The organism is Streptomyces sp. 378 (assembly GCF_030124145.1).
In the GTDB taxonomy this organism is placed as follows: Bacteria; Actinomycetota; Actinomycetes; order Streptomycetales; family Streptomycetaceae; genus Streptomyces.
This window is the reverse complement of sequence record NZ_JASKMS010000003.1, coordinates 385,424-401,722: the sequence shown is the minus strand read 5'-3', so window position 1 is coordinate 401,722 and position 16,299 is coordinate 385,424. Positions and strand designations below refer to the sequence as shown.

Annotated in this window: 14 protein-coding genes and 2 pseudogenes; 14 read left to right on the top strand and 2 right to left on the bottom strand. The window is 72.2% G+C overall.

Annotated features, from left to right (window positions below):
- From QNO09_RS07050 to QNO09_RS07035, 4 genes are all read left to right on the top strand, one after another.
- Positions 1-487 (top strand): alpha-glucosidase C-terminal domain-containing protein (locus QNO09_RS07050; protein WP_283969179.1); only part of this gene is annotated, 487 nt, incomplete at its 5' end.
- 28 nt (positions 488-515) lie between these two features.
- Complete coding sequence (locus tag QNO09_RS07045; protein WP_283969178.1) at positions 516-1,886, top strand: maltokinase N-terminal cap-like domain-containing protein; 1,371 nt, start codon at positions 516-518, stop codon at positions 1,884-1,886.
- A gap of 3 nt (positions 1,887-1,889) precedes the next feature.
- Positions 1,890-4,097: a 1,4-alpha-glucan branching protein GlgB gene (gene glgB, locus QNO09_RS07040; RefSeq protein ID WP_283969177.1), complete on the top strand. Its 2,208-nt coding sequence runs from the start codon at positions 1,890-1,892 to the stop codon at positions 4,095-4,097.
- 108 nt (positions 4,098-4,205) lie between these two features.
- On the top strand, positions 4,206-5,294 hold the full coding sequence (locus tag QNO09_RS07035) for a glutamate--cysteine ligase 2 (protein ID WP_283969176.1): 1,089 nt from the start codon (positions 4,206-4,208) through the stop codon (positions 5,292-5,294).
- 36 nt (positions 5,295-5,330) lie between these two features.
- Here QNO09_RS07035 and QNO09_RS07030 read toward each other — a convergent pair whose 3' ends face one another.
- Positions 5,331-5,564 carry a DUF6480 family protein gene (locus tag QNO09_RS07030; RefSeq protein WP_283969175.1) on the bottom strand — a complete coding sequence of 78 codons (234 nt, stop codon included), beginning with the start codon at positions 5,562-5,564 and terminating at the stop codon, positions 5,331-5,333.
- A 151-nt stretch (positions 5,565-5,715) separates the two neighbouring features.
- Here QNO09_RS07030 and QNO09_RS07025 point away from each other — a divergent pair, with 151 nt between their 5' ends.
- Complete coding sequence (locus QNO09_RS07025; RefSeq protein ID WP_283969174.1) at positions 5,716-7,614, top strand: AMP-dependent synthetase/ligase; 1,899 nt, start codon at positions 5,716-5,718, stop codon at positions 7,612-7,614.
- 117 nt (positions 7,615-7,731) lie between these two features.
- Entirely contained in the window at positions 7,732-8,166 is a 435-nt protein-coding gene (locus tag QNO09_RS07020) for an ATP-binding protein (protein ID WP_283969173.1), read from the top strand.
- 39 nt (positions 8,167-8,205) lie between these two features.
- Here QNO09_RS07020 and QNO09_RS07015 read toward each other — a convergent pair whose 3' ends face one another.
- The gene (locus QNO09_RS07015; protein WP_283969172.1) at positions 8,206-8,577 is read right to left on the bottom strand and encodes a PRC-barrel domain containing protein; all 372 of its coding nucleotides are present in this window, start codon (positions 8,575-8,577) and stop codon (positions 8,206-8,208) included.
- 354 nt (positions 8,578-8,931) lie between these two features.
- On the opposite strand from QNO09_RS07015, the gene QNO09_RS07010 reads away from it, so the two are divergent.
- From QNO09_RS07010 to QNO09_RS06975, 8 genes and pseudogenes are all read left to right on the top strand, one after another.
- Positions 8,932-9,333, top strand: a complete 402-nt coding sequence (locus tag QNO09_RS07010; RefSeq protein WP_283969171.1) for an STAS domain-containing protein — start codon at positions 8,932-8,934, stop codon at positions 9,331-9,333.
- A gap of 267 nt (positions 9,334-9,600) precedes the next feature.
- Positions 9,601-10,488, top strand: coding sequence for an STAS domain-containing protein (locus QNO09_RS07005; RefSeq protein WP_283969170.1), 888 nt, complete (start codon positions 9,601-9,603; stop codon positions 10,486-10,488).
- A complete protein-coding gene (locus QNO09_RS07000; RefSeq protein ID WP_283969169.1) occupies positions 10,485-10,904 on the top strand; it encodes an STAS domain-containing protein in 420 nt (139 codons plus the stop codon). The genes QNO09_RS07005 and QNO09_RS07000 overlap by 4 nt, the downstream gene beginning before the upstream one ends.
- On the top strand, positions 10,904-11,344 hold the full coding sequence (locus tag QNO09_RS06995) for an anti-sigma regulatory factor (protein WP_283969168.1): 441 nt from the start codon (positions 10,904-10,906) through the stop codon (positions 11,342-11,344). Before QNO09_RS07000 ends, QNO09_RS06995 begins: the two co-directional genes overlap by 1 nt.
- Positions 11,344-11,847: pseudogene (locus tag QNO09_RS06990) on the top strand (anti-sigma regulatory factor); the annotation flags it as partial. The gene QNO09_RS06995 and the pseudogene QNO09_RS06990, both read left to right, overlap by 1 nt.
- Before the next feature lie 321 nt (positions 11,848-12,168).
- A pseudogene (locus QNO09_RS06985) lies at positions 12,169-12,936 on the top strand (SpoIIE family protein phosphatase); the annotation flags it as partial.
- A complete protein-coding gene (locus QNO09_RS06980; RefSeq protein WP_283969167.1) occupies positions 12,933-14,660 on the top strand; it encodes a PP2C family protein-serine/threonine phosphatase in 1,728 nt (575 codons plus the stop codon). The pseudogene QNO09_RS06985 and the gene QNO09_RS06980, both read left to right, overlap by 4 nt.
- Before the next feature lie 217 nt (positions 14,661-14,877).
- Positions 14,878-16,248: an NAD(P)/FAD-dependent oxidoreductase gene (locus tag QNO09_RS06975; protein ID WP_283969166.1), complete on the top strand. Its 1,371-nt coding sequence runs from the start codon at positions 14,878-14,880 to the stop codon at positions 16,246-16,248.
- Positions 16,249-16,299: the final 51 nt, after the last annotated feature.

Sequence of the window (16,299 nt, the reverse complement as noted above, 5' to 3'; positions counted from 1 at the left end):
GGTGCGCACGCCGATGCAGTGGACCCCGGACCGCAACGCCGGGTTCTCCTCCTGCGACCCGGGCCGCCTCTTCCTGCCGGCGATCATGGACCCGGTCTACGGCCACCAGGTGACCAACGTCGAGGCGTCGATGTCGTCGCCGTCGTCGCTGCTGCACTGGACCCGCCGCATGATCGAGATCCGCAAGCAGAACCCGGCCTTCGGACTCGGCTCCTACACCGAACTGCCCTCCTCCAACCCCGCGGTGCTGGCGTTCCTGCGGGAGTACGAGGACGACCTGGTGCTGTGTGTCAACAACTTCGCGCGGTTCGCCCAGCCCACCGAGCTCGACCTGCGCGAGTTCGCCGGGCGGCACCCGGTGGAGCTGTTCGGCGGGGTCCGTTTCCCCGCGATCGGCGAGCTGCCGTACCTGCTGACCCTCGGGGGCCACGGCTTCTACTGGTTCAGGCTCACTCGAGTCGCATCCCGCATCGGCCGGCGACTGTGAGCCTGCGCCGACGAAAGGAGGCGTGACCATGCCGAAGACCGCATCCCTCCGCCCGAGTCTCACACGCCTGGCCGAGCCCATGGAGTGGCTCGGCGGGCTGCTGCGCGACTGGCTGCCCCGGCAGCGCTGGTTCGCCGGCAAGGACCGGCCCGTCACCGAGCTCGGCCTGCTGTCGATGACCGAGCTCTTCCCGGGCTGTCTGCACCTGCTGGTCCACGCCGGTCACGCCGGGCACACGGGTGTGCCCTCGCCCGGCGGGGCTCCCCCGGCCGGCGACTGCTACCAGTTGCTCCTCGGCCTGCGGGAGCAGCCCGCGCCGCGTCTGGGGCGGGCGCTCATCGGGCAGGTGCCGGACGGGCCGCTGGCCGGCATGACCGTCTACGACGCGCTGCAGGATCCCCGCGCGGCCCAGCTGCTGCTCGACCGGCTGCGGCACCCCGGCAGCGCGGGCCCGCTGCGCTTCGACTGCGACCCGGATCAGCGGGTGCCCGCCGGACTCGTGCCGCGGCTGCTGGACGCGGAGCAGTCCAACTCCTCGCTGGTGTACGGCGACGAGTACATCCTGAAGGTCTTCCGGCGCATCCAGCCGGGCGTCAACCCGGACCTGGAGGTACCGGGCGCGCTGGCCCGTCAGGGCTGTCACCGCGTGCCCGCGCCCGTGGCCTGGTTCCAGACCGGGCACCCGTTCAAGGCCACCCTCGGGGTGCTCCAGCCGTACCTGCGGGACGCCTCCGACGGCTGGACGCTGGGGCTGCACGCGCTGACCGCCGGGGACGACTTCACGGTCCAGGCGCGGGCCCTGGGCGCTGCCACGGCGGAGGTGCATCTCGCGCTGGCGTCGGCCTTCCCGGTCGGCGAGCCCGGGGAGAACGGGCGTACGGCGGCGGCGATGACCGAGCGGCTGGACGCCGCGGCGCACTGCGTGCCCGCGCTGCGACCGTTCGTGCCGGGCCTGCGGACCGCGTTCGCCGCCCTCACCGGCTGCGACCCCGGGCCGCCCGCCCAGCGCATCCACGGCGACCTGCACCTGGGCCAGGTGCTGCGGGCCGGGCGCGAGTGGTTCGTCATCGACTTCGAGGGCGAGCCGTCCCGGCCGCTCTCCGAACGGCGCAGCGCCCACTCACCCGTACGGGACATCGCCGGGATGCTGCGTTCCTTCGACTACGCCGCCCGGCAGCGCCGCCCCTGGCGCCCGGAGTGGGCCCGCCGCTGTCGCGAGGCCTACTGCGCGGGCTATGCCGCCCGCGCCGGCTGGGACCCCCGCAAGAAGCACGGACTGCTCCGCGCCTATGAGACGGACCGGGCCGTGTACGAGGTGCTGTACGAGGCACGGCACCGCCCCGACTGGCTGCCTGTACCGATGGCGGCGATCGAGCGCCTCGCCGTGAGAGGAGACTGAGCCGTGGCCCTGCGCGACACCTCAATCCCGGAGCCGTCCGGCCCGGTCCCGAGCACGACCGCCTTCGCCCTGAGCCCGGAGGACCGCGGGCGCCTGCTGGCGGGCGCCCACCACGATCCGCACGCGTTGCTGGGCGCCCACCCGGTGCCCGGCGGGGTCGTGTTCCGGGTGCTGCGCCCCTTCGCCCGCGCGGTGAGCGTGGTCATCGACGGCCGGCGCACCGCACTCGTCTCGGAGGGCGACGGCCTCTTCTCGGGCGTGCTGCCGCTGGACGCCGTCCCCGCCTACACGCTGCACGTGGCGTACGAGGACGGTGAGCAGGAGACGCCCGACCCGTACCGCTTCCTGCCCGCTCTCGGCGAACTCGACCTGCATCTGATCCGCGAGGGCCGGCACGAGCAGCTGTGGACGGCGCTGGGCGCGCAGCCCATGACCCACGAGGGCGTGACCGGTACCCGGTTCACCGTGTGGGCGCCGAACGCGCAGGGCGTGCGGGTCGCCACGGACTTCACCCATTGGGACGGGACGCAGTTCCCGATGCGGTCGCTGGGCGCCTCCGGTGTGTGGGAGCTGTTCCTGCCGGGCGTCGGCGAGGGCACCCCGTACAAGTTCGAGATCCACTCCCGGTACGGCCACCGCTTCCTCAAGGCCGACCCGATGGCCCGCCGCTGCGAGGAGCCGCCCCACACGGCGTCGATCGTGACGGCCTCGCACTACGAGTGGGGCGACACCGAGTGGATGGCGCACCGCGCCGACACGCCCGTGCACGAGGCGCCGTTCTCGGTGTACGAGGTGCACCTGGCGTCCTGGCGGCCGGGGCTGACCTACCGGCAGCTCGCCGAGGAACTCCCGAAGTACGTCCAGGACCTGGGCTTCACGCACGTGGAGCTGATGCCGGTCGCCGAGCACCCCTTCCACGGCTCCTGGGGCTACCAGGTCACCGGCTTCTACGCGCCGACGTCCCGGCTGGGCACGCCGGACGACTTCCGGTTCTTCGTCGACGCCTGTCACCGTGCCGGTCTCGGCGTGATCATGGACTGGGTGCCGGCGCACTTCCCGAAGGACGACTGGGCGCTGGCCCGGTTCGACGGGGAGCCGCTGTACGAGCCGGGGGACGACCGGCGGGCGGAGCACCCGGACTGGGGCACCTACGAGTTCGACTTCGGCCGCACCGAGGTGCGCAACTTCCTCGTCGCGAACGCCGTCTACTGGTGCGAGGAGTTCCACATCGACGGCCTGCGGGTGGACGCGGTGGCGTCCATGCTCTACCTGGACTACTCCCGTGAGGACGGACAGTGGGAGCCCAACGCCTACGGCGGCCGGGAGGACCTGGCGGCCATGGCGTTCTTGCAGGAGATGAACGCGACGGTGTACCGGCGGGCCCCGGGCGTGGTCACGATCGCCGAGGAGTCCACCGCCTGGGGCGGGGTGACCCGGCCCACCGACACCGGCGGACTGGGCTTCGGGCTGAAGTGGAACATGGGCTGGATGCACGACTCGCTGGAATACATCGCCCACGAGCCGGTGCACCGCAAGTACCACCACCACGAGATGACGTTCTCGATGGTGTACGCCTACAGCGAGAACTACGTCCTGCCGATCTCCCACGACGAGGTCGTGCACGGCAAGCAGGCGCTGGTCTCGAAGATCCCGGGCGACTGGTGGCAGCGACGCGCCACCCACCGGGCCTACCTCGGTTTCATGTGGGGTCACCCCGGCAAACAACTGCTGTTCATGGGCCAGGAGTTCGCGCAGGGGGCGGAGTGGTCGGTGGAGCACGGCCCCGAGTGGTGGCTGCTCGACGACGGGTACCACTCGGCGGGTGACCACCGGGGCGTGCGCGACCTGGTGCGGGACCTGAACACCGCCTACCGGGCGACGCCGGCGCTGTGGCAGTGCGACACCCGCCCGGAGGGCTTCCGATGGGTGGCGGTGGACTCGGCGGACGACAACGTCCTCGCGTTCCTGCGCTACGACGCCGAGGGCCGTCCGCTGCTGGCGGTGTCGAACTTCTCCCCCGTGGTCCGGGAGGACTACGGCCTGTGGGTGCCGGGTGACGTCGTCGCCTGGGAGGAACGCCTCAACACCGACGACACGTGCTACGGCGGCAGCGGCGTCACCAACCCGAATCCGGTCAAACCGGAGGACGGTCAGGTCCGGATCACGCTGCCCCCGCTCGCCACGGTGTGGCTGGCGCCGTTCGCGGTGTGAAGTACTGCCGTCCCACCAGGTGTCCGACCCGCCTGTGGGGGGCACTAGGTCGTACCACCGGGAGCACCCGGTGGTACGACTCGGCAGGGCCAGAAGGGCGGGCATCAGGTGCGCACCGTGGGAGTGGAGGAGGAACTCCTCCTGGTGGATCCGGAGACCGGTGAGCCGCGGGCGCTGTCCGCGGCGGTACTCGCCCGGGCGGAGAAGGACGACGCGGACCAGGACGTTTTCGAGAAGGAACTCCACGAGCAGATGCTGGAGTTCGCCACCCATCCGCAGTCGTCCATGGAGAGCTTGCGCGCCGAGATCGTCCGCTGCCGCAAGGAGGCCGCCCGGCACGCGGGTGAGATCGGCTGCACGGTGGCGGCGCTCGCCACCTCGCCGCTGCCGGTCAGTCCCGCCATCGGCGTCGGCCGGCGCTACCAGTGGATGGCCGACCAGTACGGCATCGCCACCCGGGAGCAGCTCGTCATGGGCTGTCATGTGCATGTGTCGGTGGAGTCGGACGAGGAGGGCGTCGCGGTCGTCGACCGGCTCCGGCCGTGGCTGCCGGTCCTGCGGGCGCTGAGTGCGAACTCGCCGTTCTGGCAGGGCAAGGACTCCGGGTACAGCAGTTACCGCAGCCGGGTGTGGCTGCGGTGGCCGTCGGCCGGCCCGACCGAGATCTTCGGCTCGCCGGAGCGGTACCACCGGCTGATCGCGGACATGGTGGCCACCGGTGCCCTCCTGGACGACGGAATGATCTATTTCGACGCGCGGCTGTCCCCGCGGTACCCGACGGTGGAACTGCGCGTCTCGGACGTCTGTCTGCACTCCGGCACGGCGGTGCTGATCGCCACGCTCGTCCGCGGGCTGGTCGAGACCGCCGCGCGTGAGTGGCGGGACGGCCGTGAGCCGCTCGGCCACGGCGTCAGCCTGCTGCGGCTGGCCGACTGGCAGGCCGCCCGGTCCGGCCTCTCGGGCGAGCTGCTGCACCCGGCGACCATGCGGCGCATGCCCGCCGAGGCCGTCGTTCGCGCCCTGCTGGAGCATGTCGAGGAGGCTCTCGACAGCACCGGCGACCTCGATCGGGCCCGCGCGGCGTTGGAGGAGCTGCTGCGCGAGGGCAATGGCGCTCAGGTGCAGCGCGCGCTGATGGAGCGCACGGGGAGTCTGCGGGACGTCGTCACCGAGTGCGTCCGCCACACGCAGTCGTGAGACGTCCCGTCGGCCGGGGGTAGGGGCTCAGAGGATTCAGAGGATCAGGACGAGGGCGTAGGCCAGGAAGAACGCCGCGACCAGCACCGCGAGGACGATGATCGCGGTCAGCGGCCCCTTGCCCCAGCCCTTGGTCGGATTGTGCGTCTCCCGGGGCAGTGTCTCGGGCATGCTGCTCTCCGCGGGCGGGGTCTCGCCCGGCGGTACACCGCCGCCGGGCTCCAGACCGGTGGTGCGTTCGGGTTCGGGATCGGGACTGATGTGAGTCATGTCGTCCGAGTCCCCCGATCACGCCGAGATCATCAGCGGGTCCACTTCCGTATTTTCCGACCCCGAAGGGTCTCGACTCGACTACATTCGAGCACCGCCGATGACGGTACCCGTCGGCAATGTCACACCCCGTACATGTCAGGAGCAGTGCATGCGCGACCTCGCCCTCGCTCCCCCGGCCGTGGCGCCCCTGACCGGCGGGCTCGCCGACAGCGTCTTCGAGACGGCGGAGCGCGAACCGGCCCGGCCGATGCTCGCCCGCCGGGCCGATCCCGCCTCCACGACCTGGGAGGAGGTGACGGCCGTCGAGCTGCGCGACCAGGTCGTGGACATCGCCAAGGGGCTGATCGCCTCGGGGATCGCGCCGGGCCACCGCGTGGCGATCATGGCGCGCACCCGGTTCGAGTGGACGGTCCTGTGCTACGCGCTGTGGGCCGTGGGCGCCGAGGTCGTCCCGGTCTACCCGACGTCCTCGCGCGACCAGGTGGAGTGGATCCTGCGGGACGCCGGCTGCGTGGCCGTGGTGGTCGAGGACGAGCAGGGCGTCATGACCGTCGGCTCGGTGTGCGCGTCGCTCCCGCTGCTGCGCCACGTCTGGCAGCTGGACGCGGGCGCCCTCGCGGACCTCACCGTCCGCGGGGAGTTCATCCCGATCGCCACCGTCGACTCGATGCGGCGCATCGTGCTGCCGGACTCCACGGCCGCCATCGCCTACACCTCCGGCACCTCCGGCCGCGCCATGGGCTGCGCGCTCAGCCACCGCAACCTCGCCGGCCCCTGCGACACGCTGCTGGCGGGCTGGGGGCACACGGCCGCATCCCGCGGGGAACAGGGCTCGGTGCTCGCGTTCCTGCCCTTCTCCCATGTGTACGGGCTGATGATCCAGGGGCTGTGCGTGCGCGGCGGGCTGCTGATGGGGCACCAGGCCGAGCTGAGCGGGGAGGCACTGTCGTCGGCGCTGCGCTCCTTCCGCCCCACGTACCTCTACGCGGTTCCCTCGGTCCTGGAGAAGATCTACAAGAACTTCCTGCGCACCGCGCAGCAGGGGGGCCACGGCGGACTGTTCGAGCGGGCCGCCGAGACCGCCCGGGACTTCGCCGCGGCCCTGGAACGCCGGCGGCTGGGCCGGGGGCGCGGGCCCGGATTCGACCTGCGGCTCCAGCACGCGCTGTACGAGCGCACGGTGTACCGCCGGCTGCGGGCCGCGCTGGGCGGCCGGGTGCGGCGGGCGACGTCGGGCGGCTCCCCCCTCAGCCGCGAGCTGTCCCTCTTCTACGAGGGCATCGGCATCTACGTGCACGACGGGTACGGCCTCACGGAGACCTCCGGCGGGGTGACCATGCAGCCGCTGGGGCGGGAGAAGTCCGGGACCGTGGGGCAGGCCCTGCCGGGCATGGAGATCCGGGTGGCCGAGGACGGGGAGATCCTGGTGCGCGGCCCGTCGGTGTTCCAGGGGTACGTGGGCGACCAGGCCGCCACCCGGGCCGCGCTGCGCGGCGGCTGGCTTGCCACCGGGGACCTCGGGCGGCTTGACTCGGAGGGCTATCTGACGATCACCGGCCGCAAGAAGGACATCATCATCACCAGCAGCGGCAAGAGCGTCGCCCCGCTGGCCCTGGAGCAGCGGCTGCGGATGCACCCGCTCATCCACCAGGCGGTGGTGGTGGGGGACAACCGGCCCTGTGTGGGCGCCCTGATCACCCTGGATCCCGAGTTCCTGGCACACTGGCGGGCCGGGCTGGCCCTGCAGGGTGAGATGCGGGAGGCGCGGGAGGAGAACGCGCTGCGGGAGGAGGTCGCCCGGGCCGTGGCAGCGGCCAACAGCGTTGTGTCACCATCGGAGTCGATCCGGGTGTTCCGGGTCCTGCCGGAGGCGTTCGACGTGACCAACGGGCTGCTCACGCCGTCGATGAAGCTGCGCCGGGACGAGATCGTGCGGCGCTACGCGACCGAGATCGACGCGATGTACCAGTCACGCAGGCGTCCCACCAGGCCGAACACCTCGGACGAACCGCCGAACTTGGATGATTCCGACAATGTGTTCCGCTGAGCGTGCGACCGGACGCGTAGGCCTCGCCCCGTCGGGAACACGCAACAGTGGCGACGCAAGAGAAAGGACGACAGCCCTGACGACAGCCCTTGCTGACGCCCGGGCCGGAAAGGCGATATGTCAACCGAGCCGCGTGGGGACGACGCCCTGACCTCCGAGGAGATCCCGAGCCGCACGAACAGCTTCGTGGGCGAGCCGCATGATGTGACGGGTGCGCGGCTGGCAGCGGAGGAGTTCCTGCGTGATCTGGCACGCTCCTCCCCGCCCTCTGCCCCCGAGTACTGGGACGACATCCTGCTGGTGGTGACGGAACTGGCCGCCAACGCGGTCCAGTACGCCCCGGGTCCGTTCGCGCTGCGGATGCGCCGGACGTTCGACGGGGTGCATGTGGTCCTGCACGACACCAGCACCACCGAGCCCGCCCCTCGCCCCTTCGACCCGCGCAGCGGTGGCGGGGGCATCGGCTGGCACCTGGTCCACACCCTGTGCGACCAGGTCAGCGTGGTGGCCGACGATCACGGCAAGGATGTGCACGTGTTCATGCCCTGGTGAGTCGGGTGTCACGGGCGCCGTGCGCCCGTGACACCCGACTCAGACCTGGGCCGCCTCGCGGGGCGGCAGCCGGTCGTAGTAGTCGCCCACGGCCCGCAGGTACCCCTGGTCCCGCGTCTCGCTGTCCGTCTGGAAGCGGGGCGCGGCTTTCGCGTCCCCCCTGCTGCAGGCGACTGTGATCTTCCGTGCCTGTGTGTCCACGCCGGTGACGACTCCGGCCGGGACCAGGACGCTGCGGCCGAACACCCAGACCCCGGTGTCGACGACCAGGTGCCGCATGCCGTGCGGGGCGGCCTCCCGGTCCACGTGCCCGATCGTGCCGTCGGTCGCGGCGACCGCGAAACCGGTCAGGTCCTGCCCCTCGCTGTGACCGCTGTCCGGCGCGTACGACCAGATTCTGTCGATGGCCACGCTGTTCCATCCTCCCTGGCGATGTGCGGATCGTCATGATCGTCGTGCCCGCGGCGAACGCATTCCGCCCGCCCCGTTCCACAGCAGCAATTACCCTCCTGCCGCAAGCGCATTCGGCGAACACGCCTGCTACCGCAAGTCGTCCCGCGACCCGGTCCCGACGATGTTCGGACCGGGATGCATGGAGGAGGGTTTCCGGGGTAATCGCGGGGGCGCGGTGACATCCGAAGCCCGTCGAGGAAGGGAGGCGCATGAGGAACGGCATTCGAGTCCGGAGAACGACCGGTGTCCCCTCGCACCGCGGTCATCCCCAGAGGTGACCAGCCCTGGCCGTAGCACTTGTTGGAGGTATCCGTGCCCCTCGCCCAGAACCCGCTGTCCGTGGAAGTCGAACTGCCCCGGGAGGACGTGGCCCTGATCACGGTCGACGGCTACCTGGACGTCGACACCGCGACCGAGTTCCAGGCCCATCTGGCCAATCAACTCCACCACGGCCGTCGGCATTTCCTGCTCGACCTCTCGTCCGTCCCCTTCATGGACTCGTCCGGGATGAACATCATCCTGAGGGTGTACCAGGAGACCCGTAAGACCGAGGGCAGTGTGCACGTCATCAGCCCGACGCCTGCCGTGCGGCGCATCCTCGACCTGACCGGCGTCAGCATCACGGTGCCGATATCGGAGAGTGTCGACGAGGCTCTGGCCCGTGCCGACGAAGGGCCGAGCGTCCCCGAGGGACCGGGCGACCAGAGCCTCTGACGGACCGGCTCCCCCTCGGGCACGGCGCCGTCGAAGAACGGTCGGCCGGTGCCCCGGCTCCGCCCTGCCCGAACGACGGCTCACCCCTCCTCGCGCCGATACCCGGGCGGTGGCAACCGCCCTTCCCCTGAACCGGATCGCTTGCACCGGAGCAGGTGTCGTACGAGGTCGGCGCATGGTTAGAGTTGTCGCCCGGCAAGTGTCACATCGCCGTCTCGTTGCCAGAAGCGGGCTCGGTCGACGCAACGCGGATGAGGAGAGAACCAGGTGCCGGAGCACGAAGCGGACGGACAGCTCGCCACCCCCAGCCACGAGGTCAGGGACTTCCTGCACCGCCGGCGGGAGCAGATCGCCCAGCGGTGGGCGGACGAGCCCTTGTTCCGCACCGTGTTCAGCGTCTCGCGCGACGAGGCGGTGGAAGCGGGCAAGGCCGTTGTCGACGCGCTGGCCCAGGTGGCCGACTCGGAGCAGGTGGAGGACCCGGACGCCGCGGGATTCAGCGGGGTGCGCGAGCAGCTGGCGCGGATGGGTGTGGCCCGCTCCCGTGCCGGGCTGTCCAACACCCAGGTCTCCAGCGAGCTGGCCGCCCTGCGGCCGCCCGTGGAGAATCTGCTGGCCGCCGATCTGGAACAGGCGTCCCCCGAGCACCTGCGGGCGTGTTCGACCGCCCTGACCGTGCTGATGGGCACCCTTCGGCTGGTGGCGATGCAGACGGCGCTGAGCGAGTGGCAGGCGCTCAGCGACCGTCAGCGGCTGCAGCTGATGGAGGTGGCCACACCCGTCATCCGGCTGTGGGACGGCGTCGTGGCCGTGCCGCTGATCGGGACGCTCGACAGCGCCCGCAGCCAGATCGTGATGGAGACGCTGCTGAACGCCGTCGTCGAGCAGCACGCGCGGTTCGCGATCCTCGACATCACCGGGGTGCCGACCGTCGACTCGCTGGTGGCGCAGCACCTGATGAAGACGGTCGCCGCGGCGCGGCTCATGGGCGCCGAGTGCATCGTCTCGGGCATCCGCCCCGCCATCGCGCAGACCATCGTGCATCTCGGACTGGACCTGGACGTGATCACCCGCGCGGGCCTCGCCGACGCGCTCCGGTACGCGCTGCACCAGCTCGGCGCGGACATCGTGAATCCGGGTACGGGCCAGCGGTGAACGACGCCTCCCCCCACCCCGTGACCGGCCACGTGCCGGTCCTCCGGCTCGGCGACGTCCTGCTGGTCACGCTCCAGGGCGATCTGCACGACAGCACGGCGCAGCAGCTTCAGCAGGACCTCTCGGAGACCATCTCGCGTACCGGGGTGCGCGGGGTCCTCATCGACATCTCCGGTGTGGAGATCGTCGACTCCTTCCTCGGCCGGGTGCTGGCCGAGATCGCCGCGCAGTCCACGTTGCTGGCCGCGCGCACCGTGGTGGCCGGCATGCGCCCGGCCGTCGCCATCACCCTGGTCGAACTGGGTCTGACGCTGCCGGGGCTGAGCACCGCGCTCAGCACCGAGGCGGGCATGGAGCTCCTCGCCCGGCAGGCCCCGGTGACCCGTCCCGGCGGCCCGCGTCAGGAGAGTCCGTGATGCACACTGCCGCGGGCGTGGAGGCCTGCTTGCCCATCCGGTCGGACATGGACCTGGTGTGGGTGCGTCAGCACGTACGGCAGGCCGCTGCCCGGCTCGGCTTCGGTCTGGTGGACCAGACCAAGCTGATCACCGCGGCCAGCGAGCTGGCCCGCAACACCCTGGTGCACGGCGGTGGCGGACAGATGCGCGCCACGCAGGTCAGCAGCGCGGGTGCGCAGGGGCTGCGGCTGTCCTTCAGCGACGAGGGGCCGGGCATCACGGACCTGGACCAGGCGCTGAGCGACGGCTACACCTCCGGCGGCGGTCTGGGCATGGGGCTGAGCGGTGCGCGGCGCCTGGTGCACGACTTCGACATCGACACCACGCCGGGTTCGGGCACCACGGTGCGGGTGACCTGCTGGGTGGGCCGGCCGCCGCGTCCGCGCGAGGAGGTCTGATGCCGCGCGTATGGGACGTGCCGGTGCGCGACTCGACCCGGGTGTGGGACGCGCGGGTCGCGGCGGAGGGCGCCGCCGCGCTGGCCGGGCTGGACGAGCGGCGTACGGCGGCCGCCGCGCTGGTGGCGACCGAGCTCGCCACGAACCTGCTGAAGCATGCCGAGGGTGGTCAGGTGCTCATCGAGGTCGTGCCCCCACCCGTGCTGCGGGAGGGCGGCGAGGCATCCAGGGTGGTGCAGATCGCCGCGGTCGACCACGGCCCGGGCATCCCCGACGTGTCCGCGGCCCTGCGCGACGGCTTCTCCACGACCCGTTCGCTCGGTGCGGGCCTGGGCACGTGCCGGCGCCTGTCCGACGACTTCGCCCTGCACAGCGTCCCCGGCCGCGGCACGGTCGCCGTCGCCCGCGTGAGCACCGCGCCCCGGGGCGTACAGGCGCCGGGGCGGTTCGAGGGCGGGGTCTTCGCCGGCGGACGGCGGCCGGGCGGCGAGCCGCCGTTCGGCGTGATGGCCTGTGGCGCGCTGACGGGCCATGCGGCGGTGCCGGGCAGCGCGCCGGGCTCCGCCGGGCAGGTGCAGGGCGCCCCAGGCGGCCCGACGCCCGAAGCCGGGCAGGTACATGGCACCCCGGGCAGCCCGACGCCCGAAGCCGGGCAAGTGCACGGGGCCCCAGATGGCCCGACGCCCGAAGCCGACCCTGCGCAGGGCACCGGGCACCGGCCGTACGGAGCGCCGGATCATGATCTCCGGCGCACCGGGACCACCGGGCGGCGACCCGGCCCGCAGGCGGCACGGGCCCACGACCTCGCCCCCGCCGGCACCCCGGGGACCGGCTCGGTTTCCCGGACGGCGCCGTCCCACGAACCGGCTGACGCCGTCACGCCGGGCACCGCGAAGACGAACACGCCAGCAGCCCACGCGGCACCCGCTCACGGTCTCCCGGACCCCGGGGCGGTCCGGCAGAGCCGTTCCCTGCCCGGAGCCGGGGTGCGGGCCGGTGGGGTGAACATCCCCTACGGCGGGGCCGAGTACTCGGGGGACGCCTGGGCATGGGTCCGGGCCGGAGACCGGGTGACGTTGATGCTGGCGGACGGACTGGGGCACGGTCCGGAGGCCGCGCATGCCTCGTCCGCCGCGGTCGCGGCCGTGCATCGGTGGGCCCACCTCTCCCCCGCCGAGTCGCTGCGCCGGCTGCACGACGCGCTGACGGGCACGCGCGGCGCGGCCGTCGCCCTCGCCCAGCTCGACCTGCCGGCCCGGCGGCTCCGGTTCGCCGGCATCGGGAACGTGGGGGCGCGGTTGCGCACCGACGGCATCTGGCACCCCCTGCTGTCGAGGCCCGGCATCGTCGGGGTCCACCGGCCCACCACCCTCCGCGAGGAGGAGGCCGACTGGACGGGTGACCCGCTGCTGATCCTGCACACCGACGGTCTGCCCAGTCGCTGGACGCCGCCGTCCGACCCCGGGCTGCCCGCGGCGGACCCGGCCGTGACGGCCGCCGTGACGATACGCGACACCAGCAGTCCCGCCCGGCCGGTGCGGGACGACACCGCCGTGGCCGTGCTGACCTCGACCCCGCCGGAACGCCCATGATGCGCACTTGGCAGATCACCACCGTCACCGACGCGGCCCGCGCCCGCATCTCGCTCGCGCGCCTGGCCTCCGCCTACGGTGTGCCCACCGTGGAACGGACCCGGCTGGCCGCCGGCCTCAGCGCCCACCTGCGGCAGTGCCTCACCAAGGGCGGCACCTGGCGGCTCACCATGGACCTGGCGAGCTCCCCCGCCGAGGAGGGTCTGCTGCACCTCGTGGTGACCCCGTCGCCGGAGGCGTGCGCCGCCGGGGAGCCCCCGTGGGAGGTGACCGTCCCCTGCCCCGAGCGGGCCGAGGCCACCGAGGACGGCACCGTCGCCGACGACCCCGCCGCCCTGTCGGAAGCGCTGCTCGGCGCCGACGAGGACGCGGCCGTGGTGCTGGAGAAGCTCGCGGAGCAGGAGGATCTCGTCTCCTTCCACCGCGAGGAGCTGCACCAGACCAACCAGGGCGTCCTGGCCCTGCACGCCGAGCTGGACGCGGCCGGCCGGGCCCAGCGCGAGGCCTTCGCCGCCGAGCGCAGCGCCCGCAACGAGGCGGAGAGCGCCCGGCGCAGACTGACGTTCCTCGCGGACGCGAGCGCCGTACTGACGGCGTCGCTGAACCACGAGGAGATCGTGCGCCGGCTGCCGGACCTGCTGGTGCCGGAGTACGCGAGCAGCGTCGACGTCTGGCTCTTCGACCAGGAGGAGGACAGGCACCGGTCGGCGCCGCATCCGGCCGCGGCCGTGGTCGCGGCCCGCACCGGGCGGCCCCAGTACGCCGCCGACCACCCCGGCAACCTGCCCGGCGTCGAGGACCAGCCGCCGTCGGCGCTGGATCCCGGGCGGCCGCTGCTGTGTGTGCCGCTGCCGACGCGGCGGGCCCCGCTGGGCGTCCTGACGCTGTCGCCGCCCGGCGGGCGCTGGGACCCGGACGACGCGGTGATGCTGATCGAGCTCACCCGGCGGGCCAGCATCGCGATCGACAACGCCCGGCGCTTCGAGCACAACCGCGACATCGCCGAGACGCTGCAGCGCGCCCTGCTGACGGACCTGCCGGCCACGCCGGGCCTCAGCCTGGCCGCGCGGTACCTTCCGGCCACGCACGGGCTGAACATCGGCGGTGACTGGTACGACGCGTTCCCCCAGCGGGACGGTGGCCTCATCACCGTCATCGGCGACGTCACCGGGCACGGACTGCACGCGGCGGTCATGATGAGCCAGCTGCGCACCGCGCTGCGGGCGTACGCAGTCGACGGCGACAGCCCGGGCCGGCTGCTGACCCGGCTGCACCGGTTCCTGCACCATCTCCAGCCGGACCTGTACGCCACCGCCGTCATCGCCCGGTTCCATCCGGACGAGCCCACGCTGACCTGGGCCGCCGCGGGGCATCCGCCGCCGGTGCTGCGCCTGCCCGACGGCACCGTGCGCACCCTGCACGCCAAGCCCGGCGCGATGCTCGGCATTCCGCTCACCCAGGAGATCGCCGACCACACCGAGGAGCTGGAGCCCGGCTCGACCCTCGCCCTGTACACGGACGGGCTGGTGGAGCGGCGGGCGCAGGGCATAGACCCGGGCATCGAGCGACTGGCCTCCGCGCTCGGCGGGTTCCGTTCCGCGGAGCTGGACGCGGACCTGGAGGGCGCGGCGGACCGGCTTCTGAACCCCTTGCTGAGCGATTCCGAGCGGGACGACGACGTGTGTCTGCTGCTCTGTCACCTCCAAGGCGGCGCGGACTCCTGACGGCGGGTCCGGCCGACCGGGTGTGCACGCGTTCTTCACTCCCGCCTGGTGCTTTTCGGCCACGGTGCGGGCATGGTGGTGATCGACGCGTTCGTCTGCCGGCCGCATCCGACTGGCGCTACGGCCGGACACACGGTGGGATCGAAAGGGTGCGAACCAGCGATCCAGGGGCAGTCGGAAGGCGTTCGAGGCAGACCGCCTGGAGCCGCAGAAAGGGATGAACACCGTGACACGACCCAGGATCCTGGTGGTTGGCGCAGGCTTCGCCGGCGTGGAGTGCGTCCGCCGTCTGGAACGGAAGCTCTCCCCGGACGAGGCCGACGTCACGTTGGTGACGCCGTTCGCCTACCAGCTCTACCTGCCGTTGCTCCCCCAGGTGGCCTCCGGCGTGCTGACGCCGCAGTCGATCGCCGTCTCGCTGCGGCGCAGCAAGAAGTACCGCACGCGGATCATCCCGGGCGGCGCCATCGGCGTGGACCTGAAGTCCAAGGTCTGCGTCATCCGCACCATCACCGACGAGATCGTCAACGAGCCGTACGACTACATCGTGCTGGCGCCCGGCAGCATCACCCGCACCTTCGACATCCCGGGGCTGACGGACCACGCGTTCGGGATGAAGACCCTCGCCGAGGCGGCGTACATCCGTGACCACGTCATCTCACAGCTGGACCTGGCCGACGCGAGCCAGGACCCCGTGGAGCGGGCCTCCCGGCTGCAGTTCGTGGTGGTCGGCGGCGGTTACGCCGGCACCGAGACCGCGGCGTGCCTGCAGCGGCTGACGCACGCGGCGGTCAAGCGCTACCCGCGGCTGGACTCCGGTCTGATCAAGTGGCATCTGATCGACATCGCGCCGAAGCTGATGCCGGAGCTGGGCGACAAACTCGGCAGTAGCGCGCAGGAGATCCTGCGCCGCCGCGGCATCGAGATCTCCCTGGGCACCTCCATCGCGAAGGCCGGTCCCGAGGAGGTCACCTTCACCGACGGGCGGGTGATCCCGACCCGCACGCTCATCTGGACCGCCGGCGTCGTCGCGAGCCCGCTCATCGCCACGCTCGGCGCGGAGACCGTCAAGGGACGGCTCGCGGTCGCCCCCGAGATGAACCTGCCGGGCAACGACGGCGTGTTCGCCCTCGGCGACTCGGCGGCCGTGCCCGACCTGGCCAAGGGGGACGGGGCCATGTGCCCGCCGACCGCGCAGCACGCCCTGCGACAGGGAAGGCATGTCGCCGACAACGTCATCGCGTCGCTGCGGGGGCAGGTCATGAACCCGTACGTCCACAAGGACCTCGGGCTCGTCGTCGACCTCGGCGGCACCGACGCGGTCTCCAAGCCGCTGGGCGTGGAACTGCGCGGGCTGCCCGCCCAGGCCGTGGCCCGCGGCTACCACTGGTCGGCGCTGCGGACCAACGTGGCCAAGACGCGGGTGATGACGAACTGGCTGCTCAACGCGGTCGCCGGTGACGACTTCGTACGCACCGGCTTCCAGGCCCGCAAGGCCGCGCGGCTGAAGGACTTCGAGTACACCGACGCCTACCTGACGCCGGAACAGGTGCGGGAGCAGGTCGAGGGGTCGGGTCCGCCGCTGTAGGACCGGGCCGGACGGGAGCCTGTGCGCGTGGCGTGTCATGCTGAGATACGG

Bases quoted from the DNA above. Each gene is read 5' to 3' on its own strand.
- QNO09_RS06995 (WP_283969168.1), top strand. From the start codon at position 10,904: ATGCACACTGCCGCGGGCGTGGAGGCCTGCTTGCCCATCCGGTCGGAC.
- QNO09_RS06975 (WP_283969166.1), top strand. From the start codon at position 14,878: ATGAACACCGTGACACGACCCAGGATCCTGGTGGTTGGCGCAGGCTTC.
- QNO09_RS07020 (WP_283969173.1), top strand. From the start codon at position 7,732: ATGTCAACCGAGCCGCGTGGGGACGACGCCCTGACCTCCGAGGAGATC.
- QNO09_RS07025 (WP_283969174.1), top strand. From the start codon at position 5,716: ATGCGCGACCTCGCCCTCGCTCCCCCGGCCGTGGCGCCCCTGACCGGC.
- QNO09_RS07045 (WP_283969178.1), top strand. From the start codon at position 516: ATGCCGAAGACCGCATCCCTCCGCCCGAGTCTCACACGCCTGGCCGAG.
- QNO09_RS06980 (WP_283969167.1), top strand. From the start codon at position 12,933: ATGATGCGCACTTGGCAGATCACCACCGTCACCGACGCGGCCCGCGCC.
- QNO09_RS07030 (WP_283969175.1), bottom strand. From the start codon at position 5,564: ATGACTCACATCAGTCCCGATCCCGAACCCGAACGCACCACCGGTCTG.